This window comes from Larkinella sp. (assembly GCF_965227735.1).
GTDB lineage: Bacteria > Bacteroidota > Bacteroidia > Cytophagales > Spirosomataceae > Larkinella.
This window is the reverse complement of the sequence record NZ_OZ245776.1, coordinates 4,868,114-4,892,900: the sequence shown is the minus strand read 5'-3', so window position 1 is coordinate 4,892,900 and position 24,787 is coordinate 4,868,114. Positions and strand designations below refer to the sequence as shown.

Annotated in this window: 12 protein-coding genes; 5 read left to right on the top strand and 7 right to left on the bottom strand. The window is 53.7% G+C overall.

Annotated features, from left to right (window positions below):
• Nucleotides 1-42 precede the first annotated feature (42 nt).
• Entirely contained in the window at nucleotides 43-1,452 is a 1,410-nt protein-coding gene (locus ACO064_RS19060) for a cellulase family glycosylhydrolase (protein WP_421828820.1), read from the top strand.
• Here the strand turns inward: ACO064_RS19060 and ACO064_RS19055 are convergent.
• Nucleotides 1,449-2,576 carry a hypothetical protein gene (locus ACO064_RS19055; protein ID WP_421828819.1) on the bottom strand — a complete coding sequence of 376 codons (1,128 nt, stop codon included), beginning with the start codon at nucleotides 2,574-2,576 and terminating at the stop codon, nucleotides 1,449-1,451. The two genes, ACO064_RS19060 and ACO064_RS19055, sit on opposite strands and share 4 nt — an antisense overlap.
• A 267-nt stretch (nucleotides 2,577-2,843) precedes the next feature.
• On the opposite strand from ACO064_RS19055, the gene ACO064_RS19050 reads away from it, so the two are divergent.
• From ACO064_RS19050 to ACO064_RS19040, 3 genes are read left to right on the top strand one after another with little or no spacing between them, the layout of a single operon-like run.
• Nucleotides 2,844-4,292: an N-6 DNA methylase gene (locus tag ACO064_RS19050; RefSeq protein WP_421828818.1), complete on the top strand. Its 1,449-nt coding sequence runs from the start codon at nucleotides 2,844-2,846 to the stop codon at nucleotides 4,290-4,292.
• A complete protein-coding gene (locus tag ACO064_RS19045) occupies nucleotides 4,289-5,842 on the top strand; it encodes a restriction endonuclease subunit S (RefSeq protein ID WP_421828817.1) in 1,554 nt (517 codons plus the stop codon). The genes ACO064_RS19050 and ACO064_RS19045 overlap by 4 nt, the downstream gene beginning before the upstream one ends.
• Nucleotides 5,839-7,326 carry a restriction system-associated AAA family ATPase gene (locus ACO064_RS19040; RefSeq protein ID WP_421828816.1) on the top strand — a complete coding sequence of 496 codons (1,488 nt, stop codon included), beginning with the start codon at nucleotides 5,839-5,841 and terminating at the stop codon, nucleotides 7,324-7,326. Before ACO064_RS19045 ends, ACO064_RS19040 begins: the two co-directional genes overlap by 4 nt.
• Nucleotides 7,327-7,400: 74 nt before the next feature.
• Here ACO064_RS19040 and ACO064_RS19035 read toward each other — a convergent pair whose 3' ends face one another.
• From ACO064_RS19035 to ACO064_RS19025, 3 genes are all read right to left on the bottom strand, one after another.
• Complete coding sequence (locus tag ACO064_RS19035) at nucleotides 7,401-8,534, bottom strand: hypothetical protein (protein ID WP_421828815.1); 1,134 nt, start codon at nucleotides 8,532-8,534, stop codon at nucleotides 7,401-7,403.
• A gap of 345 nt (nucleotides 8,535-8,879) precedes the next feature.
• On the bottom strand, nucleotides 8,880-10,814 hold the full coding sequence (locus ACO064_RS19030; RefSeq protein ID WP_421828814.1) for a glycoside hydrolase family 2 protein: 1,935 nt from the start codon (nucleotides 10,812-10,814) through the stop codon (nucleotides 8,880-8,882).
• 328 nt (nucleotides 10,815-11,142) lie between these two features.
• Entirely contained in the window at nucleotides 11,143-13,332 is a 2,190-nt protein-coding gene (locus ACO064_RS19025; protein WP_421828813.1) for a M28 family peptidase, read from the bottom strand.
• A gap of 136 nt (nucleotides 13,333-13,468) precedes the next feature.
• Here ACO064_RS19025 and ACO064_RS19020 point away from each other — a divergent pair, with 136 nt between their 5' ends.
• Nucleotides 13,469-15,211, top strand: a complete 1,743-nt coding sequence (locus ACO064_RS19020) for a DUF885 family protein (protein ID WP_421828812.1) — start codon at nucleotides 13,469-13,471, stop codon at nucleotides 15,209-15,211.
• Between the two features lie 28 nt (nucleotides 15,212-15,239).
• Here ACO064_RS19020 and ACO064_RS19015 read toward each other — a convergent pair whose 3' ends face one another.
• From ACO064_RS19015 to ACO064_RS19005, 3 genes are all read right to left on the bottom strand, one after another.
• A complete protein-coding gene (locus tag ACO064_RS19015) occupies nucleotides 15,240-17,306 on the bottom strand; it encodes a caspase family protein (RefSeq protein ID WP_421828811.1) in 2,067 nt (688 codons plus the stop codon).
• A 103-nt stretch (nucleotides 17,307-17,409) separates the two neighbouring features.
• Nucleotides 17,410-20,880, bottom strand: a complete 3,471-nt coding sequence (locus tag ACO064_RS19010; protein ID WP_421828810.1) for a tetratricopeptide repeat protein — start codon at nucleotides 20,878-20,880, stop codon at nucleotides 17,410-17,412.
• 89 nt (nucleotides 20,881-20,969) lie between these two features.
• Nucleotides 20,970-24,743 carry a tetratricopeptide repeat protein gene (locus tag ACO064_RS19005; RefSeq protein WP_421828809.1) on the bottom strand — a complete coding sequence of 1,258 codons (3,774 nt, stop codon included), beginning with the start codon at nucleotides 24,741-24,743 and terminating at the stop codon, nucleotides 20,970-20,972.
• Nucleotides 24,744-24,787: the final 44 nt, after the last annotated feature.

Below are 24,787 nucleotides of genomic sequence, written 5' to 3'. Positions count from 1 at the left end.
AAGAGAATAGAAATAACCCTTCATCCATTCGACTCCTGAATCATGAAAAACCGGTTTCTAACGACCCTTGTACTAGCTGGCCTAACCGGCTGTCTTTCGGCACAACCCATCCGTTTGCACCCGGACAACCCGCATTATTTCAGTTATCAGGGGAAACATACGGTGTTGATCACGTCGGGCGAACATTACGGAGCGGTTCTGAACCTGGATTTTGATTTCATTACCTATCTCAACACGCTTCAGAAAGACGGTTTGAACCTGACCCGTACCTTCACCGGAGCCTACCGCGAAGCCCCCGGCGATTTCGGGATCGAACACAACACGATGGCACCGGAAACGGGGCGGTTTGTTTGTCCGTGGCCCCGCAGCGGGCAGGCTGGCTATGCGTTGGGCGGCAACCAGTTTGACCTTTCGCGTTGGGATGAGGCTTATTTCAAGCGATTGAAGGCCTTTGTGGGAGCCGCCGAACAACGCGGGATCGTTGTCGAACTGGCGCTTTTCTGTCCGTTTTACGAAGAGAAAATGTGGGTGATCAGTCCGATGAATGCCGCCAACAACGTTAATTCGGTCGGGGCCGTCGGGCGGAACGACGTCTACACGCTCGACAAAAACGGCGGGTTGCTGGCCATTCAGGAAGCGATGGTGCGAAAAATCGTGACGGAGTTGAACGGTTTCAGCAATGTGCTGTTTGAAATCTGCAACGAACCGTATTTCGGCGGGGTGCAACTGAACTGGCAGCACCACATCGCCGACCTCATTGTGGAAACCGAGACGAATTTACCAAACAAACACCTCATTACGCAGAACATCGCCAACGGCTCGGCCAAAATCGAAAAGCCGCATCCGGCGGTGTCGGTTTTCAATTTTCACTACGCCACCCCACCCAAAACCGTCCCGCTCAATTACGGACTGAACAAAGTGCTGGGCGACAACGAAACCGGTTTTAAAGGCACCGCCGACTCGACCTACCGCAAGGAAGGTTGGGAGTTTCTGCTGGCCGGGGGTGGTCTCTACAACAACCTCGATTATTCGTTTACGTCCGTCCAACCCGACGGAACCTACACGCCGGGGCCGAAATCGCCCGGCGGGGGCAGTCCGGCGTTTCGGAAGCAACTGGGTGTTCTGAAAGACTTTATGCAAGGGCTGGATTTCGTTCGGATGAAACCGGATGCGGTTTTGGTGGGCGGTTCGCTGCCGTCGCGGGTACGGATTCACGCTCTCAGCGAAACCGGGAAACAGTACGCCCTATACGTTTACAACGGCAATCATCCGAAACAGCCCGAACCCATGAGCCTGACGCTGAATCTGCCCGCCGGTCGCTACACGGTCACGTACGTTGAGCCGGAAACCGGCCGGAAGCTGAAGAAAAAACTTCGGCATTCCGGTGGTTTGGCGATGCTTAATACCCCGGCTTTCGGGGCCGACCTGGCTTTGACCGTAAAGACCCGTTAATTCAGCAGAATCTTTTTGGCATACTTAAACTGATTGGTTCGCATCTGGACGATTTTCAGGGCTGGTGTGGCCAAACCCGCGGGCGTTATGTGGAGCACATACCGGGTGGCACTGACCTTTTCAATTGTCTTCAGATTCGGAATGCCCTGTAAATCCACCACCGTAAACGCGGGGTCCGGCGCATTGGTTTTCACATCAATCCGGCCCCGTTCCAACGCCAAAACCTCGAAATAGAACCCGTCGGCATCGTAGGTCAGCCCCAGAATTTTCGAAAATTCGAACCGGCCGTCGCGGTCGACCTGCCGCAAGCGGTAATAATTCGTTCCCTTTAGCGGAGCCTCATCCGTAAAACCGTATGCCTGAATCGATTCGGAAAACCCTTTGGAAACCACCCGCCCGATGGCTTCGAAGGCGTGGGCGTCGGCGCTGCGCTCCACGGTAAAATAAGCACTGTTGGACTCGAAGGTGGTTTGCCAGCCCAGCAACATCTGGTGTTCGACCCGCTTGCCGCTGAACGACGCCAGCCGCACGGGCATGGCCGCAGCATCGTCCCAATTGAAATTGGAGATGAAAATAAACTGTCGCTTCGGGTCGACCCAATCCGGCCCGGCGCAGTACTGGATGGTCACTTCAGTCACCGGACTGCTGAACGTAATTGAGTTGACCGCATTGTTGACATTGCTGTTGATGCCTGTGATGGTATTGCCGCTGACGGTGTTGGTTGCGGCCGACCCAATGGCCGGATTCACCGGCGTTCCTCCATTGCTGCCCGAAACCGTCACCTCGTCCTGATACTGGCTGTCACCATCAATTCGGTCAATATCGAGCAGGTTGAAATTCAGGTTGCTGACGGGTTGCGAAAAGGTTATTTTGACGGAAATGCAATTGCCATTTGTGGGAAAGTTGGCATTCAGTTCCAGCCCGTTGGCGCTCGGCCGGGGATAATCGAGGTAAAAGGAACTCGTCAGACCGGTTACTTCCACCGTGGCATCGACCGGAATATTCCCGATGTTGGTATAGGTATTCGTCAACTCTCCGTCCGGATAGGTGTTCCAGTTCAAATCCTGCGCCCAGCCCACAGTTTTAGTTAGCCATACCATGGCCAGTAGTACAAATCGTTTCATGATTTTAATGTTTATTTGTGTGTACATGCGAATTAACAAATATTGAGATGAAACACAAGCAAAAGTCAAATACCGTACAAGAAAAAGACAAAAAGGGGTCTGAGAAGATTCAAAAGGAATTATTCTTGTAAACAATAAAGCGTAGTTTTGCCCAGATCAGTAGCTTCAGCGAATCACAACACTGGTTACCCTATGTAACTTTTCTCGGAAAATGAGGGTACAGCATAGTGCTTTTTGCTTTGTTTTCGTGGGTATCCTCTTTTGATTATGAAACCTATTTCCAACGACATCATCGCCCGGCTCTGGAATCTCTGCAATGTGCTGAAAGACGATGGCGTGACCTATCACCAATACGTTACCGAATTAACCTACCTGCTGTTTTTCAAGATGGCGAAGGAAACCGGTACGGAGGGGCAGATTCCGAAGGGCCACCGCTGGGATAACCTGATTGCCAAACCAAAACCGGAACGACTCGAAGCCTACAAAATCACCCTGATTCATCTGGGCGCACACGGAGAGCAGATTGTGAAGGAAATTTTCAGCAATGCCAGCTCGTTCATCAAAAAACCGGCAACCCTGTCGGCGCTGGTGGACGGAATCGATAAACTGGCGTGGTACAATGCCGGCCGGGAAGACCTGGGAGACATCTACGAAGGGCTGCTGGAAAAGAGTGCGAACGAAAAGAAGTCGGGGGCCGGTCAGTATTTCACCACCCGCTCGCTGATCGACAGCCTGGTGACGGTGATGAAACCCACGCTGGACGATCTGATTCAGGACCCGGCGGCCGGAACGGGCGGTTTCCTGATCGCAGCCAATCATTACATTCGTGAACACCAGAATCCGGAAAACTGGAACAAAAACCAGCTTGAAAAATATCGCACCCGCACCTTTTTTGGCATGGAACATGTGCAGGATACGCATCGGCTGGCACTCATGAATCTATTTCTCCACGGTATTGATTTCAACCCCGATGCGGGTGGTGTTCATTACGGCGATACGCTGTCGCCCGACGGGCAGAAGCTGCCGGGAGCCACGCTGATTCTCTCCAATCCGCCTTTTGGCAGCAAAAAAGGCGGAGGGCTGCCCGAGCGGACCGACCTCCCCTACCCGACCAGCAACAAGCAGTTCTGTTTTCTACAGCACATTTACCGGGGCCTCAAACCGGGTGGCCGGGCCGCTGTCGTGTTGCCCGACAACGCGCTTTTCGAAGGCAATATTGGAAAACAGATTCGGGCCGATTTGATGGATAAATGCAATCTCCACACCATTTTGCGCCTGCCGACGGGCATTTTTTATGCCCAGGGGGTGAAAACCTGCGTGATTTTCTTCACAAAAGGCCACACCGATCAGGGCAATACGAAAGAAGTCTGGGTGTATGATTTGCGGGCCAACATGCCGCAATACGGGAAACGCACACTCCTGACCCGAAACCACTTTTCCGAATTTGAAACCGCCTTTGGCGATGATCCACTGGGACGTCCGGAGGCTTTGTCCCGGCGACGGGACGATCCCGGCATCACCAACCGCTTCCGCCGGTTTAGCCGCGAGTGGATCGCGCAGCACAACGACAACCTGGATATTTCGTGGCTCAAGGACGAAAGCGAAGAACTGCCGGAGCCGGGCGTGCTGGCCCTGGAGGTGATGGAAGAACTCGAGGGGGCGCTGGAGGAATTGCGGGAAATTATGGAGGAGTTGGGAGAGGAGGTGGAAGTATGAATGACCTACCGCTGGGCTGGATCAGGGTCAACCTGGGCGCAGTCAACGAATTCGCGTCGCTGGTGATCAACCCCGCCAGTCAACCCGATGTTATTTTTGAACTTTACAGCGTCCCGGCCTTTCCAACCCATCAGCCCGAGCGGTTGCCCGGCGCGGCCATTGGTTCCGTCAAACAACTGGTTGAGCCCAACGACATTCTGATCTGCAAGATCAATCCCCGGATCAACCGCGTCTGGCGGGTGATGCCCAAAGGCGAGTTCCGGCAAATTGCGTCGTCCGAATGGATTGTTGTGCGGTTACCGGTTTTATCGCCTGATTTTTTACGGTATTATTTCAGCACCCCGGTTTTCCGCGAACTGATTTGCCAGGGCGTCACGGGCGTGGGGGGGTCGCTCACCCGGGCGCAGCCCAAGCGAGTGGCCAGCCTGCCGGTTTTGATTGCCCCACTCCGGGAACAGCACCGGATTGTACACAAAATCGAGGCTACCCTCACCCGGATTGAAGCCTGCCGCGACCGTCTGGACCGGGTGCTGGGCCTGCTGAAAAACCTGCGCCAGTCGATTCTATCAGCGGCTATTTCCGGAAAACTCACAGAGAAATGGCGCGGGAAAGACCCGTCGGACTGGACCCTGGAACGGGCAGACGAGGTTTGCACAAAAGTTCAAAACGGAGGCACCCCCGCAGAAGGTTTTCTCGATCACCCCAATATTCCGTTTTTAAAGGTTTATAACATTGTCAATCAGTCTATTGACTTCACTTCCAGACCACAGTTTATTTCGACGGCATCGCACGATAAGGCCCTGAAAAGGTCGCAAACCCGACCGGGCGATGTTCTGATGAATATTGTGGGGCCACCGCTGGGCAAGGTTGCCATTGTGCCCGATACCTATCCCGAATGGAACATCAACCAGGCCCTGACGCTTTTCCGGCCCGGCCCGCGAATCACGAGCGGCTGGCTGTATTACCTGCTTTGCAAAGGTGATAACCTGGCGGCCATTCTGCACGAGACGCGCGGGTCGGCGGGGCAAATCAATGTTTCGCTTTCCCAATGCCGCGATTTCAGGTTTCCGGTGCCGCCCGTCGCCGAGCAGCACGAAATTGTCCGCCGGGTAGATGCCCTGTTTGCCAATGCCGATGCCCTGGAAACGCGCTGTCTGGCGGCCCGGGCAAAAATTGAGCGGCTGCCGGCGGCCACACTCGATAGCGCTTTTCGCGGCCAACTGGTACTGCAAGACCCGGAAGAGGAACCCGCCGACTTGCTTCTCCAACGCCTCCAGGCCGACAAAACCGCCCGATTCCAAACAACGCCCTTGCCCAAACGCACCCGAAAACCCAGAATGACCCGACTTTCGCCCGAAACCGTGCTGGAATCCATTCGATTCCTGCCCGATGGTCCGTTTACCTTCGACGAACTGCGCAGTCAGCTCGCCGTTGAATACGATGCCCTGAAAGAAGCGGTTTTTACGCTTCTCTCCGAAAAACAACCGGCACTGAAACAGGTCTTTGACCCCGAAAAACAGGCCATGACCCTGATCCGGATAAAACCATGAAGCTCCTACGCATTCACATCATTTCAGCCGATACGTGTGGCGGACTGCTCGATGGGCTCGACATTTCGCTGCGCTCTCAAATGGATGAGCAAACAACCTTTACACCCCTGTGTCTGCTGGGTGCCAACGGAACCGGCAAATCACAGTTGCTCCAGGTGCTGGCCGAAATGTTTCAGTCGGCCTTCCATGCCGTGGTATGTGAGGAAGAACGCATCGAAGGAAACCCCGGTCTGCAGTTCGAAGTCGACTACCTGATCCGGCCCCACGGCAGTCCGGCAACGGTTCACGTCCGGATCTCGCGCCGGGCGCAAACGAAACGCCGACCGGTGGTGACGATCCGAAAAATGGTGGACGGAACCTGGATAAACTGCGAATTGACCGCGCCCGAAACGAAGGAATTGCTGCCCGGCAAGGTGATAGGGTATTCGTCCGGGGACAATGAGACGCTGAGTCTGCCTTTCCTGCTCAGCCGGAGCGGCTATGCGGAGGAAGTGCGCGAGAGTGCCATCGATCATACCACCCCGTCGACCGGTATTCAGGATACACGCCTGATGCTGATCGACTACGGAACACACCTGGAAGTGCTGGTTGCCAATCTGCTGCTGGGCAGCGACGAACAGCGCTCCGCCCTGCTGAAATACGCCCACCTGGACGACCTCCACTCCTTCCGATGCAGCATTCAACTGGCCCACGGAGCGGCTCCCCGCGCACCGGCCCGCGCCGGCAAGCAGTCGAAACGGAAAGGCATCCAGCTCACGGACGAACTCGAAGAATACCTGACCCGGCTGCAACGCTGTGCTACCTGCTACCAGTACGATGACAAAACCGAAACCTACACCTTTGATTTTCTGGTGGATACCGAAACAAAAACCGCTTTTCGGTTTTTCTGGAAAACCGCCTTCGACCTGTATTCGGCTTTTCACAAGCTCGCCATGCTGAATGATCTCGTGATTCCCAAACACGCCCGCGAACGGTTTAGCAAAGAAACCAAAGCCCGTCGGTTTGCCTCACGATTGCCGGAGCCGCAGGATGAAGACAAGGTTTTCCGTTTCGAACGGGTGAACTTTCACGCCCGAAATCGTACCGCCATTGTCGATTATGTGTCTCTTTCCGATGGCGAGCATCAACTGGCCCAGCTCCTGGGAACTTTCAGCATGATTTCGTTTTCAAATGTCCTCTTCTTGCTCGACGAACCCGAATCGCACTTCAATCCGGTCTGGCGAATGAACCTGATGGAACGGCTCCGGGAACTGCCGACATCGAACGGAAAGCGCAGCGACAACGCGGAAACCATCCGGCAGGACTGTCTGATTACTACCCATTCACCCTATCTCCCCGCCGACCTCCCCAAAGAAAAGGTCTTCATTTTCAGCCGCGCGCCACTCACCCGAAAAGTAGAAGTGAGCCGCCCGGATCAGGAAACCTACGGGGCCACGTTCGACACGATTCTCCGGTCGTGTTTCGGCGTTCACACCAGCCCTTGAGGAAGGGGCATAAAAACACCCTGTCAGCAAAACCGGCAGGGTGTCTGGTATACACAAATAAACATTAATTCAGGTTATTCATTCAGCAGCACCCGTTTGGCATAGCCGAACTGGTTTGTTCGCATCTGGACGATTTTCAGGGACGGTGTGGCCAGGCCCGCGGGTATTACCTGCAAAACATACCGGGTCGCGCCCACTTTTTCAACCGAGCCCAGATTGGCAATGCCCCGCAGGTCCACCACCGCAAACGCGGGATCGGGCGCATTGGTTTTCACTTCGATCCGGCCCCGTTCCAGCGCCAGCACCTCGAAATAGAACCCGTCGGCATCGTAGGTCAGCCCCAGAATTTTCGAAAATTCGAACCGGCCGTCGCGGTCGACCTGCCGCAAGCGGTAATAATTCGTTCCCTTTTGCGGAGCCTCATCCGTAAAACCGTATGTCTGCATCGTTTCGGAGAAACCCTGAGAAACCACGCGGCCAATGGCTTCGAAGGCTTTGGCGTCGGTGCTGCGCTCCACGACGAAATAGGCACTGTTGGACTCGAAGGTGGTTTGCCAACCCAGCAACATCTGGTGTTCGACCCGCTTGCCACTGAACGACGCCAGCCGCACGGGCATAGCGGGTGCATCGTCCCAGGTAAAGTCGCCAATATAAATTTCCTGCGATTCGGGAAGAGCAAAAGCCGGTCCGGCGCAGTACTGGATGGTTACTTCGGTGACCGGACTACTGAACGTGACCAGGTTTTGGGCTAAAGCAACGTCACTGTTCGTACCCGTGACGGTATTGCCGCTGACCGTATTGGTAGCCGCCGACCCAATACTCGGACTAACCGGTGTTCCCCCGTTGCTACCCGAAACCGTTACGACGTCCTGATAATCACTATCCCCATCCGCATAATCAATATCGATCAGGTTGAAATTCAGGTTACTGACGGGTTGCGAAAACGTAATTTTCACCGAAACACAATTGCCGCTGGCGGGAAAATCAGCCGCAAGCCGCAAGCCTGTCGGACGGCCGTTGGGTTCATTCGCATTGAGCGATGATGTACTACCCGTCGTCACAACACCCACACTGACCGGAGCATTACCAACCGTCGGATAGGTGTGATTGAGCGATCCGTCCGGATAGGTATTCCAATCTAAATCCTGCGCCGATCCCCCCAGGCTGAGCAGGATGAAAGAAATCAGAAGTAGAAATTGTATCTTCATTGAGATAGTTGCTTGTAGTTGCAAGCAAGTAATCGTTTTTTATTTTAATACGCAAGTAAACCGCAAAATTTTGCCCGGAAACGGATGAGAGACATTACGAAACCAGAATTTACGAACTGATAATCAGACCATACCGATTGTAAAGCTGCCGATTTCGACCAAAATTGGCACCTAATTCCGCCCATTTGGAGAGTTACTAAAACGATACGCCTGCACAACAACAGAAACAGCCCTGCAACGGGCAACAACCGCTGGTTGTCGCCCGTTGCAGGGCTGTTTCTGTTCACTCAAAATCCGGCAAATTGATGTCCTTGCCGGACTTTTGGCCGGTCGGGAAAACCGCCTTTATTTGAACAGGGGTGCGTGGATTTCCCGCAATGTCTCAATCGGAATCTTGATAATTTCCCGGTCGTAGGTCAGCAGGCCATTAACTTCGCCTTCCACATCCGTCGTTTGGGTATACACCGCTGCCGAAACGCCGTTCTTCCGGTACATTTCCACCATTTTGGCGTATTTAGTGCGATACGCCTTCAAAACCGCATCCTGATCCTGATACGTCTGGTAGCCCCAGTTTCGTTTATTGGGGTCCCACAAATGCCCGGTAATCGGCCAGCCGATGCCGCCAAACTCACCGACGACAATCACCCGGTCTTTTTTGGGTTCCGGAATGTTCGGCACTTCTTCATACGTGTGAATGTCGAAAAAATCGCCCGCGCCCAGGTCCGACCAGCCGCTGGCGGCATTGACTAACCGGCTGGGATCGAGCGCCTTCACCCAATCCGCCAGCCGAACGTTGTCGTACTGCCCCCAGCCTTCGTTGTGCACCACCCAGGTCACAATGCTGGGGTGATTGTGCAGCCGGTTCATCATCCGGCGCAGTTCCAGTTCAAACTGCTCTTTGCCTTTCGACCGGCGCAACGGTTCGACGACCTCCTGACGGCCCATGTCCTGTCCGCTCAAAAAACCAGACGGCATGTCCTGCCAGACCAGCAAACCGAGCCGGTCGCAGTGGTAATAATACCGGTCGGGTTCCACCTTGATGTGTTTCCGCAGCATGTTGAACCCGGACTTTTTCAGAAAATCCAGCTCAAACACCATCGCTTCGTCCGACGGGGGCGTCAGCAAACTCCCCGGCCACCAGCCTTGATCGAGCGGGCCGTTCTGGAAAACCGGTTTGTTGTTGAGCAACATCATGGGCTGCCCGGCGATCTTGCCCGGCCCCATCGACATTTTCCGCATCGCAAAATAACTCGTTACCGCATCGACGGCATTGCCCGTTACCTCGGCTTTGGCGTAGGCCGAGCGTTCGGCGTCGTTGTGGCGCGGGCGGTTGCGGTTTTCAATTCCGGGAAAGGGGTCTTTTACCATCACCAGTTCCGCTTTCAGGTTGTATAGAAATGGACTGTCGGGCGACCACAGTTTCGGGTTTTTGATGGGCAGATAGGCCACACGTCCCGACCGAACCAGGAGGCTCGCAACGGTTTGGGTTCCGTCCAGCGCCGTCAACCGGATGGCACTCGTTGGGTTGGTGAGGGGCCGGTTTAGCAGCACTTCCACCCGCAACCGGCTGGAATCAAGTTCGGGCGTGAGCCGGACTTCTTCAATGTAAGCCGAATTGGGAACGGGTTCGAGCCAGACGGTTTGCCAGATGCCCGACACCGGCGTATACCAGATGCCGTTAGGGTTAAAAACCTGCTTGCCGCGCGGTTGTTCGCCGTCGGTGGTGGGGTCCGTCACGCCCAGAATCAGTTGATTCTGACCCGATTTTAGAAAATCCGTAATATCGAACTCAAACGCATCCGAACCGCCGACGTGCGAACCGACCAAACCGCCGTTGACCCACAGATGGCATTCGTAATCCACCGCGCCGAAGTGCAGCAACACCCGCTGCCCGTTCCAGTCGCTGGGGATCGTCACATTCCGGCGATACCACAGCCGCTGGTCCGATTTGAGTGATTTTGTTACTTTCGAAAGCGTCGATTCCACGCAGAAGGGCACCAGAATTTGCCCGTCGAAGTTGGCGGGCTGACCTTCGGTTTTGGGCCGGATGGCATATTCCCACATTCCGTTCAGGTTCTGCCAGTTGGCCCGCACCAGTTGCGGACGCGGGTAGTCGCGCCAGGCATTTTCGGGCGTCACCTGCTTTTCCCAGCGACTCAGAATGGCCGCCGTAGCCGGACCGGTTGCGTTGGTTTGCGCCCGAACGGACGGGAGGAGAACTACGCCCAAAAGCGCACAGCACAGAGAGATATGAAAGGAACGTCGAATCGGGTGTTTCATGGATGCAGGCTAATTTCTTCACAAACTTTTTCTCCAAAAGCTTCGTGAAGTAACGACCTACTTCTTTGGAAATAAAAACCCGTTCCAACGACCAGAACCCCGTTTATTGAACTCTGTAATTGACAAATAGGCAATCGGTATTCAAAATGATTTCAATAGCCCCCGGTTAAAACCGGGGGCACGGCGTAAAAAATGGACGGCTACTAACCGTTTTAGCGGTTTCGGGATTTTAAACCGTTAAAACGGTTAGTGATGCTGGTTGTTTTTTCGAGCTCCCACGATTGAAATCGTGGGCTGGTATTCTTGAATTTATGGATTCATTCCAGCCCTATTTTTTCCCTCCGCCCAACGTCGCCGGATTGCCCGCAGCCATGCCTTCCACCAGCGTTCCCAACCGGTCGCTCAGCGTCTGAATGGCTTTCTTGTAACGAGCCTCCAGATCGGGCAGGTTGGCGGTAGATTTTAACGAAGCTTCGTACAGCAGTCCCGGCAACATCCACGACGCATACCCGCTGTTCGGGTCCGAGGAGGCATACAACGAGCGATACCACGACCCGAACGCCATGCCTTTGGGATCGATAAACGACTGCTCCAGTTGGCGCATGGTCTTGTTCAGTTCCGCCAGTTTGTCGGTGCGACCCGCCTGCAAATAGTTCTGGCGGGCGGTTTCGGCGGCTTCGGCGTTTTTCTTCAGATCGACCACCGCCGTCAGCAATGGTTCAATGGAATAGGTCGGCGCGTAGGCTTTGATGGCTTTTTCGGCGGCTTTCAGGTGCGTCGACAGATCGTTGGCGTAGCGCACCAGATCGTAGGGCAGCACGTCGGCATTCGCCAGCCGCAGCGTCATGGTTCCCACCACCTGCTCCACCATCGGCCCCATTTTGTAGGTTGGATCGGCAAATTTATCGTAAAAAAACAGGTCGTCGTAGGAAGAATGGTAGAGCGTCGGGCCACCCGTTCCGGCGTTTAGCGACGGAATGCCGACGTGCATGTAGGGTGCAATGTGATCCGAACCACCGCCCAGGTTGCCGATAACCGGCTCGTTGACGACCGTAGCCGGTGCCGATGAGGCAATGCCGACGGTGCTGCCGCCCCGGCGACCGCCCTGCGCCAGCCAATGCTCATAGACGGTTTTGTTGGAATCGGGGTATTGAACAGCCTGCGTGGCTTCAATCAAAATCTTCTTCATGGACGGCGACGCGCTGGCCCCGAAATTCCGGCCCGAAACGGCGGCATCATAGTTCATGTAGGCAACGGCTTTTTGGGTCAGTTCATCCCGAAACTGCTCCGCCCATTCCGCCGAACCGATAACGCCAAACTCTTCGGCATCCCAGTGCGCTATTTTGATCGTGCGCCGGGGGTTTTGACCGGTTTTTGCCAGCTTGCCCAATGATTCGGTCAGACTCAGCAACATCGCCGTGCCGCTGTTGGGATCGGTGGCCCCGAACGACCAGGCGTCGTAATGGCAACCGGCAATGATCCACTCGTCGGGAAATTCCGTTCCGACCATCGTCCCGACCACTTCATAAATCCGGGTAATGGCTTTTTCCTGTTTCACCATCAGCCGCACTTTCAGGGCAGAACCGCCTTCCAGACGATACGTAAACGGCAAACCGCCCTGCCAGCCCGTCGGAACGGCTTTGCTGCCCGTCATGCGTTTCAGAATTTCGGTGGCCGAACCGTACGGGATGGGCGTCACCGGAATGGTGTGCAGGGCAACATCCTTCGGATCGAGCCGTTTGATTTTGGTTTTTCCGTCGATCGGCAACGCGGGTTCGCCGGGCGTCAGCGGGTCGCCGGTATACGGAACCGTCAGCAATGATCCACGCTGAATGACGCTCTCGCTGGGTTGCGGCCCTTCCGGAAACGTCAGTCCTTTCGTATACCCGTTGTCGGCCGGATCGGTGTAAATAATCACCCCGGCGGCTCCGGCGGCCTGGGCAAACAGGGCTTTGTAGCCCCGGAAGTTACCACCGTAGCGCGCCATCACGATTTTTCCCTGCACCGAAATGCCCATTGCCTTCAGTTGCTCGAAGTCTTCCTTGCGTCCGTAATTGGCATAAACGATTTCTGCCGTGACATCGCCCGAACCGGAATAGGCATTCCAGCCCGGCATTAGGCGCGGGTCTTTGGCGTATTTGTCTTCCGAAAAAAGAAACTCCCGAATGTTCAGCGGCTGGCGAATGGGTTCCACCAGTTCGACGGCAATTTCACCCGGACCTTTGGGCAAATAAATGTCGTGCGGGTAAATGTCGACCTGCCAGCCCGCTTTCCGCATGGTTTCGGCGATGTAGTCCCGAACTTTCTCATTTTCAGGCGTTCCAGCCACGTGGGGTACACTGCTCAGCATTTCGAGGTGCTTTTTAAAAGCTGCCGACGACTGGTGTTTCTTGAATTCGGCTTCCGCTTTTTCCTCAGTGGCCTGACGAGCGGGGGTAAAACCGGTAAATTTTTGGGCCTGTGCCGCGGTCAGACTCAACGCCAGCCAAAGTACTGAGCAAACGGAGTTGTGTTTCATAGATGAGCAGGTTGTTCAGGTTAACAGGCCTAAAATTTACAGAATAGTTGGCAAAAATCGTTTTTGGCCGAATATTTTCCGGTTTTTATTATACAATAACTACTTTAGTGAATTGAAACCACCGATGAAACCGTCCATGAAACCACCGTTTACCCGTTCCGTCCTTTCCTTCCTGCTTTTTGTCGGCCCACTCGTGGCATTCACTCAACCGAATTCGTCGAACGGATTATACCGGCAAACAAGCGATGTTCATCATCTGCTGACGAACTACGAAGCCGATCGGGGCAGTCTCAGCCGGTTTTACACCCTTGAAAATTCGCCCGAACGGCGGGAGCGTTTCAAGACGTTTCACACCGATTACCTGCGGCAATTGCAACAACTGGATTTCGACCGGATGAGCACCGACAGCCGGGTGGATTATCTGCTGTTTCAACGAAACCTAAAGAAAACGCTTCAGGAATTAGCGGACGAAGAACGCGAGGTTAACCAGACCAAAGACTGGTTTCCGTTTGCCGACAAAATCTATGCGCTGGAAAAACTCCGTCGGCGGGGAATGCCGCTGGTGGCCGAGCAGGTGGCTGCGGATCTGAACACCATTGGGAAACAGATCATCACGGTTCGGAAGGCGGTTGAGAAAACCGAGAAGATCGAACCGGCGCAGGCCCGGCGCGCCGAAGGAACCGCCAAAGGCTTGCAGGCTGCCCTGAAAAGCGTATTTACGTTCTACAACGCCTACGACCCGCAGTTTAGCTGGTGGGTACCCGAACCGTACCGAAAAACCGACAGCCTGCTGACGACGTATACCGCTTTGCTATCCAAAAAAGTTAGAGAGGCCGCCCCAACCAAAGACGACGGCAGCGGTATTTCGGGCATTGCCGTGGGTCGTGAAGAACTGCTCCGGCAGTTGCAGTTTGAAATGATTCCGTATTCGCCGGAAGAACTGGTCGACATTGCCAACCGCGAATTTGCGTGGTGCGACCGGGAATTGCTGAAAGCCTCGCAGGAAATGGGATTCGGCACGGACTGGAAAGCCGCTCAGGAAAAAGTCAAAAATACCGCCGTCCCGGCCGGCAAACAGCCCGAACTGATCCTGCGGCTGTACGATGAATCCATTGCTTTCCTGAAAAAAAATGATCTGGTGACCATTCCGCCCATCGCCGAAGAAACCTGGCGGATGAACATGATGGCAGCAGCCCGGCAGAAGGTGTCTCCATTCTTTCTGGGGGGTGAATCCATCCTGATTTCGTATCCGACGAACACCATGGAACACGAGGATAAGATGATGAGTATGCGGGGCAACAATCCGCATTTCTCACGCTCGACGGTTCACCACGAGCTGATTGCCGGACACCATCTCCAGGGATTTATGAACAACCGGCACAAGACCTACCGCAATTTCGACACGCCATTCTGGACGGAAGGTTGGGCCTTGTACTGGGAAATGATTCTGTGGGACATGAAGTTTCCGCAGTCGCCCGAAGACCGGATCGGGATGCTGTTCTGGCGGATGCACCGCTGCGCCCGCATCATTTTTTCGCTCAATTACCACCTCGGCAAATGGTCACCGCAGCAGTGCATCGACTTTCTGGTGGACCGGGTTGGCCACGAGCGGGCCAATGCCGAGGGCGAAGTGCGCCGGTCGTTCGTGGGCGGTTATCCCCCACTCTACCAACTTGCCTACATGACGGGCGGTTTTCAGTTTTACGGCCTGAAAAAAGAATTCGTCGACAGCAAAAAAATGACCTACAAGCAATTCCATGACGCCATTTTGCAACTCAACGCCATGCCGGTCGAAATGATCCGGGCCATTCTGACCAACCAGAAACTGAGCAAGGATTTCAAGACGTCGTGGCGATTTTATGAGAAAGACGGGAAATAAGAGGGTTTAGTGGTTCAGGCAGACAGGCTTACGGTTTTTTCGGGACAATCAGGAAAGGGTAGCTAAACGAACCGATGGTGGTTTCGGGAAAACCGGTTTCGGCAACGGACGACCGGGCCATCACCTGAGCCCGACCAAACAGGAGTTCCAGCACATTGTTGACGCCCCGCATGCTCAAATTGCCCCGTTCACGCATTTTAATGACATTACGCAGGTCAAATTTTTCGAGGGATGCCAGCACTTTGAATGTTTCGCTTCCGTAGGGCGCAGAAATTGCCACACGGCTCGGAATGATCAGGCTTTGCTTCGGCTCAAGTCGGTATTGGTCGGGCGTGTCGGGCGTGTTCGGTCGGGGAAAAATAACCGACACGATGCCGTCGGGTTGAATGTCGATCACGGAATAATAAACCGGCAAATCGCCGGCATTGATCATGCGCACCGAGATCCACCCCGGTGGCAACGCCAGCAAACCATTCTGAAGAAACGGCTCGCGGCTGGTGGTATCGTTGGCGTCGCGGCTTTGGGGTTTGTTGGGAAGGATTTCCATCCGAACGTCGATACCGGGATACGACGGGTTGAAATTTTGCAGAAATTTGGCCTGTACATAATCCTGAATCCGGAGGCTCACCCTTTCTGCCCCGCCCGGTTCATCAAGCCTTATCAAGTCGCCAAATTGCGTTCCGTCAGACGTTCGCTTCACGGCCACCCGCGAAAATCCCGCGGAATCGCGCTGGCAGAGTTGCAAGTCGGGCGTCGTCCGGTCAAATTTCACCAGCGGCAATTTAGCCAATGAAGCCTGCAGCGGTTGTCGCAGGGCGGGTCGCTGCAGGCTGTCGAGACTAACCCGAACCGTCAGGTCGCCAAAAGCCCGTTCCTGCAGAAACACCCAGTATTCACTCTCCAGACCCGGCGGAAGCGGTTTGGCCAGGTTGATGGTCGTCGAAAACAGCGTACCGGTCGCTACGGTGCCCGAAACCGCCTTCGTTTCCATCGCGGGATTTTGGGTTCCGGCCGGGCAAACGCGGACGGTTGTTCCGGGATAAATCATTTCTAACCGCCCCGCCGGAATGGTCAACTGGCGCCGGTTTTCGGCCATTTCGCTGATCGTGTAATAGGGTTGCTGCTCCACCACCTGCCCCCCAAACAGTTGCCGGTCCACATCTCCTTCCACTTCGGGGTGCTGACTCTTGCCCATGCGCAGCAACTCCGTAACAATCCGGTTGAATAATAACCGGTAGGTTTCACCCGGCCGAAGGTTCGTCATCGATCGGGTGAAAGCGTAGGAGAGTGATCCGGCGGGCATTTTGGTCGCCGTAATGCACTCCTGATTGACTTCATTGGCCCGGGCCGCCGAGATCACGACGTAGGGTGCCATACCGGTCTGGCTGGCGGGGCGGTTGTAGGTTGCAGCCAAAAAAGGACGCGGTTTTTGCGCAACCGGAGGGGCGGTTTTGGTTTTATGATTTGCCAGATGCATCGGCTTTTTGTTGCCGCGCAGGAGGAACGGGCCATCGTTTCCGCGCGTAATGGTACCGGAATGACAGGCATCGGCAATCAGCAGGACGTCGCCATCGGCCCCCAGTTTGGTACGGAGCCGGTTGATGTATTCGCCCAGGTCTTCATCGCGCAGGTGCTGGCTTCCGTCGTAGTTTGCAAATTGGCCGGTTGTATCGCTCGGTGCGCCGTAACACACAATGGCTTCGTCGAGGGCATCCAGTTCGTCGCTGTCGTTGTCATTAATCTGCTGGCCGTGGCTGGAGAAATGAATGACCACAATATCCCCTTTCCGGCTATGGGCAATCAGGGTGTCTACGGCCGCCAGAATACCTTCCCGGGTCGCTTTGGCGTCGCGCAGCACAACGATTTCGGTAAAATTTTGCCGTTTCAGCGCGCCCTGAATCAGCAACACATCGTTGGCCGAATTGATATCCGGCCAGTCGGTATTGCCCCGGTTTTTGTTGGTTTCGTTCGGGTAGTCGCCAATGGCCACAATGAGGGCGCGTTTGGTCTGAGCCAGCGCGGGCGTCGTTGCCAGCACCAACGCAACTAAAACCGCCCGGACCGAATACGGGATAAATTGACGCAGGACATCCATAGAAAAAAGACTTAGGTTGAAAGAACGTATTTAGTGGGTTATTCCGAAAACCGGGCAAAAAGTAACAGGTGCGAACGACCGAAATGGGTTAAGAGTAGCGGTTTTATTTCTTTTCCGGGCAATAGGTTCGGATCAAGTTCATAAACCCGGTGTCCGATTTGATGGGATCAAAATCGGGATTGGTCAGAATGACGCTGGCATCGGTGCCGAAACCTTGTTTAAAAGCTTTCTCCAAGTGGGGTAATGCTTCTTTTATGTTTCCTTGCCGGGCAAACCAGCGGGCGTAGAAATAGGGCGCTTCCCACAGGTTGACCGTGGCTATTTTTTCGAGCCGCTGCCCCCACTGCCAGGCTTCGGCATACCGGTTTTGGCGCAGGATGGCAACGGCTAAGGTCTGCGTAGCCCGCACGTTGACCGAGTCCAGGCGCAATGCGGCTCTGGCTTCGGTTTCACCTGCGACGGCATCACCCGATCGGACCTGAGCTGTAGCTAATAAATTATGGTAATCTAAAATATATGGCTTCGACCGAATGGCCTCCTGTAAAGTGGGTATTGCTTTGGCGGGTTGACCCAGATTGATGTAAGCTAATCCAATCTGGTACTGATAATTGTCATTATCATAACCTTCAGGCTTGGTAGTTATTGCCTTCGTGTAATAATAAATAATTTGATGATCCTGTTTCCGATCAACGGAAATATGGCCCATAATTGCGTAAGCTATCGCCAGGCGTTCAATCACTTTAGTGCCTCGTTGTGCGGCAATTGGATAGACGGCTGTATCGATAGCAAGTACCCGGCTACACATCTCAAAAGACAAATCATTCTGTCTTAGCTCGTTATAATATAACCAAGCTGCTTCAACTGCGTATGCAGCGTTGATGCTGTCCCAATAAGCAGCCTGGCGGTAGGATTCGGCAGCTGGTTGATATTGTTCGACGCGCTTCTGGATATTTCCCATCAAAGCAAGTGCTTTGACTTTTTTGGGATTTAACCGAACAGCCTCTTTCAGGGCGGCAAGGGCCTCTGGATATTTGTATTGACCAGCCAATAGCATACCTCTTAAAAACCATTGAGCATCATCATTGGGGGTAAGTCTCTGAACCTGTTGACAAAGTGCCAAAGCTTCATCGTTATGATCCCCGACCACTGCCAATGTCATAGCTAATTGATACAGAGCTACCGGCTGATCGGGTAGTAGAGCAATAGCCCGGCGATAGCTACTTTCTGCTGCTTTATAATTTCCTTTAGAAAAATAAAGGTCACCTAGCGCTACCGATACATCATCCCCTTCAGAACTTAGCGAGTCAGCGAGTTGAAAGCAGCGCCAGGCTTGTAATGAATCATTTAAAGCTAAATAGATACTGCCCAGCCTAAATTGAGAACTGGCAGAGGATGGGTAGATCAAAATCGCTTGTTTAGCCAAAAGCATAGCGGCAGAATAATTCTCGTTTTCGAACTCAAGGTCATAGCGCACCAGTAATCCGACGAGGTTTCCCGGATTCAGGCGTAAACTCAATTGCGAATTTTCATCAGCCCCTTGCCTATCCCTAATTTGCCTGGCCTTTTCGTATCGTTTTAAATAAGCGAAGGCTATCATCGCATGTGAAAGCCCATCGGATGAGTTAAGTCGAAAATAACGCTCATAGGCATCAATACTTTCATCCCATTTTTGCAGTATACAGAAGTTCAATCCAATTTCAGCCAGTGCAAAGGCATAGGTCGAGTCCATTTTTAGCAAGTCACGCGCTATACTGATTGCCTTGTCATGTTGACCAATCTTTCGATATATGTCTATCTTAGCTATTAGTATTTCATTTAACCTTCCTTTATACTGTCTTTCATAACCTTCTATACCTTTTTGTCGATGAAATTCAGTACGTTTTTTATCTTTTGATTCATGATAAAATTTAGCTAATCCCGCATGGCTCATCGGACTGGAGGCATCAAGTTTTAAGGCTTTTTCATAATACTTTTTTGCCTTACTGAGTTGATTCCTAGCCAAATACTGTTCACCTATTAAATTCAGTACAGCTACGCTGTTCGGCAATAATTCCAGGCATTTTTCCATATATATCATTGAGGAATCGAGCTGCGTTAAAACAAAGCTTGTCATACCCATTTCCCAATAGGTATACGGCATATTGGGCTCCATTCTGGCCGATTCCCGGAAGCGAGTCATCGCCATCAGGGTCAGGCTGTCGTTGAGTTCGATCTGATTACGTTTCGTGATCATCAGTCGTTTTCCTTCCAGAAATAACCGCCGGGCTGTCAGGTTCTGAACCAGGTTGTGGCCTTTGCCCAGCAGTATAATAGACGTATCCATTTCGGCAATGGCAGAGTCGAGTTGGGCGACAGGCGTAGGTAGTTCATAGTCGCGAATCACCCGCAACAGCGGTCGTAGCAACCCTTCCGTGCGGACTTGCAGTGCCGCCACCAGGTTGCGCGTCATCAGGCCCCGCAATTTAGCATTGTTGCGGGCGGGCAGTTGCCGCAGGTAATCCAGTGCCGACTGCCCGGCGGGGTGCAGCAGATGCCGGGCGGTGAGGGCCTTCTCAAACTGCTTATAGACCCGCTGCGTAGTCGAGTCGAGGCCCCGGAGCAGGTCGGCTTCAAAGCCCTTGGTTTGGGTGGTCGTCAGCAGGGAATAGTCGCGGGTTTTACGCTGTTGATAAACCCGAAGCGAGTCAGAATTGACGGTTCCGATGGACATATCGCCCTCTCCACCCAGCAGTTCCGGATGCTGGACGTGGGGCCTGGCGGTTTTGGGAACCGTGGTTTTCAGATATACCTCCAGTTCCGATTTGGTGACGATACGATCCTTGTCGCTGTCGGCCATGCCCATCAGGCCATCGACCAGGCAGTAGGAAAACAGCCCACGGCCATTGCCGAATTCAACCCCTTCGATGGCCAGTTCACCCGGTTCGCAGGACAGAATTTTGACCTGCCCCGCCCATTCCTTGCCCAGACCCAGCATCGTCCGGCTTTGGCCCACACTCCCGCCCATCAGCGCAAACGCCCCCGACCGGCAGGCATCGGCCACAAACACCACCTCGGCCCCGGCTGCGGTCAGTTCGTCGAGCCAGCGTTTCATCTCCCGCAGGTAGCACTTGTCGAAGGTTGCATTATAGTCCTGGCGGGAAGCTCCGTAGAGCATCAGCATGGCGTTTTCGGCACTGTCGGTGCGGGTTTCGATGTCACCGTGTCCGGCAAAATAGACATAGACCCGATCACCGGTTTTCACCTTTTTTTTGACCGTTGTTAGGGCGTCGGTCAGGTTGATGAGCGTCGCCTGCCGGTTGATCAGCGTCTCGACCTGCGACGCGGGTACGCCCGCCGACCGGACGAGGTAATCGGCAAAAACGAGCGCATCCCGGTCCGCAAACCGCAGCGACGGCAGGTGCTGGTAGGTCGAAATTCCCACCACCACGCCGTAGGCCGTCGTGCCGACGCCAGGTGCCGTTTGAGTCGTCTCGGCCTTGCCGCCCCGGTTGGTAGCTGGCGGTTGGGCGAAGACGGAAGTAATCAAGAGCCCAAAAATGAAGGATTGAAGGAGCAGAGGAAGTCGGGTGAGCATAGCGCAGATGCTGGTCTTTTTTGATTATTCCGTTGATGCTTAAGAAAGTAACAAAACCACAAAATTGATTTTACGCTGAATCAGACGCCTTACTCCACCAGCACAAAAGCCGCCCACTTGAAAGGCTCCTTCGGATACCGGCTCCGCATCTGGCTTTGGGCATAGTCGTAGGCTGCGGGGACAGAGCCTTTTTCGAGTAAATTTCGGTAAAACAGGGTCATGTATTCGGCGGTTTCCTGGTCCGAGACCCGCCACAGGCTCATCAGAAGATACCGCGCTCCCGCCATCTTCACCGCCCGTTGCAGGCCATAAACGCCCTCGCTGCCCTTCACCTGCCCCAGCCCCGTTTCGCAGGCACTCAGCACCACCAGTTCGGTGCCGCGCAGGTTCAGATTCGACAATTCGTAAGCCGTCAGAATGCCGTCATCGACGCCTTCGATGGGCGTGCCTCCTTTCCAGACGTAGTTGGCTCCGGCCATCACCAGCCCCGACCGCAGCAGCGGATTCTCCGAATACTGAAACCGGTTGCGTTCGTCGCTAACGAGCGCCATTCCGTCGGTTTTGGGTTTGGGCAGATCGGGAAAGAAAAAACCGTGGGTGGCAATGTGCAGGATTTTCGGCGAGTGACCCGACAACGCTTTTACACTGCCTTCCGTAGCGGTTTCTTTGGTTAGGTAAGTAGTTTGAGTAGGGGGCAGTATCCGGCGCAGGTTATCCACTTCGGCCTGGGTGCCGGGCAGATAATCCCAAGTGCCGGAGCGGGTCGCTTCGCGCAGGGCCAGTCGCTGCTGAACCTCCTTCAGACGGGTCTGCCGAACCAGCCCCACACTGTCGGCATCGTACGTAATACCGCCGTAGAGACTGGTTTTGAGGGTGTTTTTAACCAGCGGCTGCTCGGTTTGGGCTGTGCGCAGGGCTACCACGCGGGTGCTGCCGACCTGCCGAATCCGGAAGCGGTCGGCCATGCGCTGGCTGGTGTCGGCGGGGTTGGGCAGGGCTGCCAGCGCGATTTGGTGCAGCCGCCCGGCGGGGGAAACAAATACGGTTTTGGCACCCTGTAAGAGCGAATCGAGCGGTTGCCAGATGAGCTGAGAAAGGGCGAGTCCTTTTCCTAATTGAGCCCTACCGTTGCCGGTTTCGGCCACACCGCCCCGGTACAACCCATTGATGTCGGAAGGAGATGCGGTTCCGGCAGTGAGCAATTGATCAAATTGTCGTTGCTCGCCCAAAAACACGAGCTTGGGTTGGGTATAACCGGGCCGCAGCACCAGAGCGGCATAAAGGGTGCTATCGGTCGGGCGTTTATGGTAGTATTGAAAGGAAACGAACTCAATGGCGGCTTCGTCGGGTTTGAGCCCCTGCTGAATCTGGGGCCACTCTATGCGCAAGGAAGTGAAGGCCTGGCCGTATTCGGGCAAACGCAAAACGAGTTGCTGCTCCAGGTCGGCGGCTTTACGCTGGAGCGAATCTACGCCCTGTTGCCTGGGTAAGGGGAGTGTGAGCTGGCGGTTTAAAGTTAGTTTGATGTTCTTAAGTTGTTCTCCAATGCGGATAGTGGCACTGTCTTTCGTTTGAGCCAGTAGAGTGTTTAGGAGTTGAGTGGCCATTAGTCCCACACCTTTGCTGAGCAGGGCATCGTTGTAATGCTGATTTGCTATTATCTGCGAACGAGTAGTATAGCCGAAAGAATAGGCCGTATTCGTCAAGTCAAATTTTTGTTGGAACTGCCCTAATGTGGTTTCATTGAGAATGGCAATGTTTTGAAGGAGCTGTGTTTTATACTGTAGACGAGTAAGAGTAACCAGTGGCAGAGCTTTTTCGTCCTGTCCCAACTTTGCATACAATCTGGACTGAAGTTGAAGTGTATTCGCAAAGTCGTGATGAGCTTTACCCAGAACTTTTTCTCGAATTATGCGGCACTCCTCATATAAGGATAAAGCGTGCTCATATTGCCCCATTGCCTCATATAAAAAGGCCATATTGTTGAGAGCCAAAGCATAGTCAGGATGGAGTTTACCCAGGGTCTTTTCCTGAATCGTAAGACACTCTTCAAATAAAGGTAAAGCCTTTTCGTTTTGACCCATCAAATGGTACAACACCGCCATATTGTCGAGGACATCAGCATAGTCAGGATGGCGTTTGCCCAAGATCTCTTCCCGAATCATACGACACTCTTCAAACAGGGGTAAAGCCTTCTCGTACTGACCCATCGAAAGGTACGACACGGCCCTGTTATTGAGGTCAAAAGCGTAGGCTGGATGGCGTTTACCAAAGGTCTTTTCCCGAATCATACGACACTCTTCAAACAGGGGTAAAGCCTTCCCGTCTTGGCCCATCGACTCGTACAACATGGCCAGATTGCCGAGGAGAGTAGCATAGTCAGGATGGTTTTTGCCCAGGGTCTTTTCCTGGATTGTGCGACACTCTTCTAACAAGGGTAAAGCCTTCTCGTACTGACCCATCGACTTGTACAACATGGCCAGATTACCGAGAACAGCAGCATAGTCAGGATGGTTTTTGCCCAGGGTCTTTTCCCGAATTGTACGACACTCTTCAAACAGGGGTAAAGCCTTCTCGTACTGGCCCATCGACACGTACAACCCGGCCATATGGCCGAGGACAGCAGCATAGTCTGGATGGCGTTTGCCCAAGATTTTTCCCTGAATCATAAGACACTCTTCAAACAGGGGTAAAGCCTTCTCGTACTGACCCATCGACTCGTACAACATGGCCAGATTGTCGAGGAGAGTAGCATAGTCAGGATGGCGTTTGCCCAAGATCTCTTCCCGAATCGTACGACACTCTTCAAACAGGGGTAAAGCCTTCTCGTACTGACCCATCGACACGTACAACACAGCCAGATTGCCAAGGAGAGTAGCATAGTCAGGATGGCGTTTGCCCAGGGTCTTTTCCTGAATCGTACGACACTCTTCAAATAGGGGTAAAGCCTTCCCATACTGACCCATCGACTTGTACAACCCAGCCACATTGTTGAGGACAGTAGCATAGGATGGATGACGTTTGCCCAAGGTTTTTCCCTGAATCATAAGACACTCCTCAAACAAGGGTAAAGCCTTCTCGTACTGACCCATCGACTTGTACAACACGGCCAGATTGTTGAGGACAGTAGCATAGAATGGATGGAGTTTACCCAGGGTTTTTTCCCGAATCGTACGACACTCTTCATACAGGGACAAGGCCCTCTCGTACTGACCCATCGACTCGTACAACACGGCCAGATTGTTAAGAGCCAAAGCATAATTTGGGTGATTTTTTTGCAAAACCAAACCCCGACCAAGCAAGAATGCCACAATTTTCTCCCTTTCTAGCTGTAAAGCTAACACCAGCGGATTCCCCTTCGCCACATTCAAATCCGCTCCACGCCCCGCTAAATAAGTCAACACCGTCAGATGTCCATTAGCAATCGCCCACTCCGCCGGTGTCCAGCCGTTATTCTTCTTGGTTTCCGGATCGTACTCCGGCTCATTAATCGGTATTTTCAGCGTTTCCAGCAAGTAACGCAGCAGAGGCAACTTGTTCAGTCCGGCAGCTAGCCCGGTCAGGTTGCCGTAGTAAGTTGTGCTGTCTATGCGGATTATACCGTTACACTCGGTTTTGGCTCCACGTTGTACCAGCAGCTTAACCACCGAGGTATCGGCTTTAAAACACGCCCACATCAGGGGTGTAGCGCCCAATGAGTCGGTAGCATTCGGATTAGCTCCGGCATTGAGAGCGGTTTGCACGCCCGTCAGGTTGTTTTGGCGAATGGCAGTTAGCAGTCGTGGGTCAATCTGAGCCTGCGCCAGCAGCGGCATCAACAAAAAAAGAAGTCCGAATCGAACTGACAGAGAAAGTGTTGGCATACAAACAGGAATTTCATCTATATTCGCTAATTCGGTGAAATAGT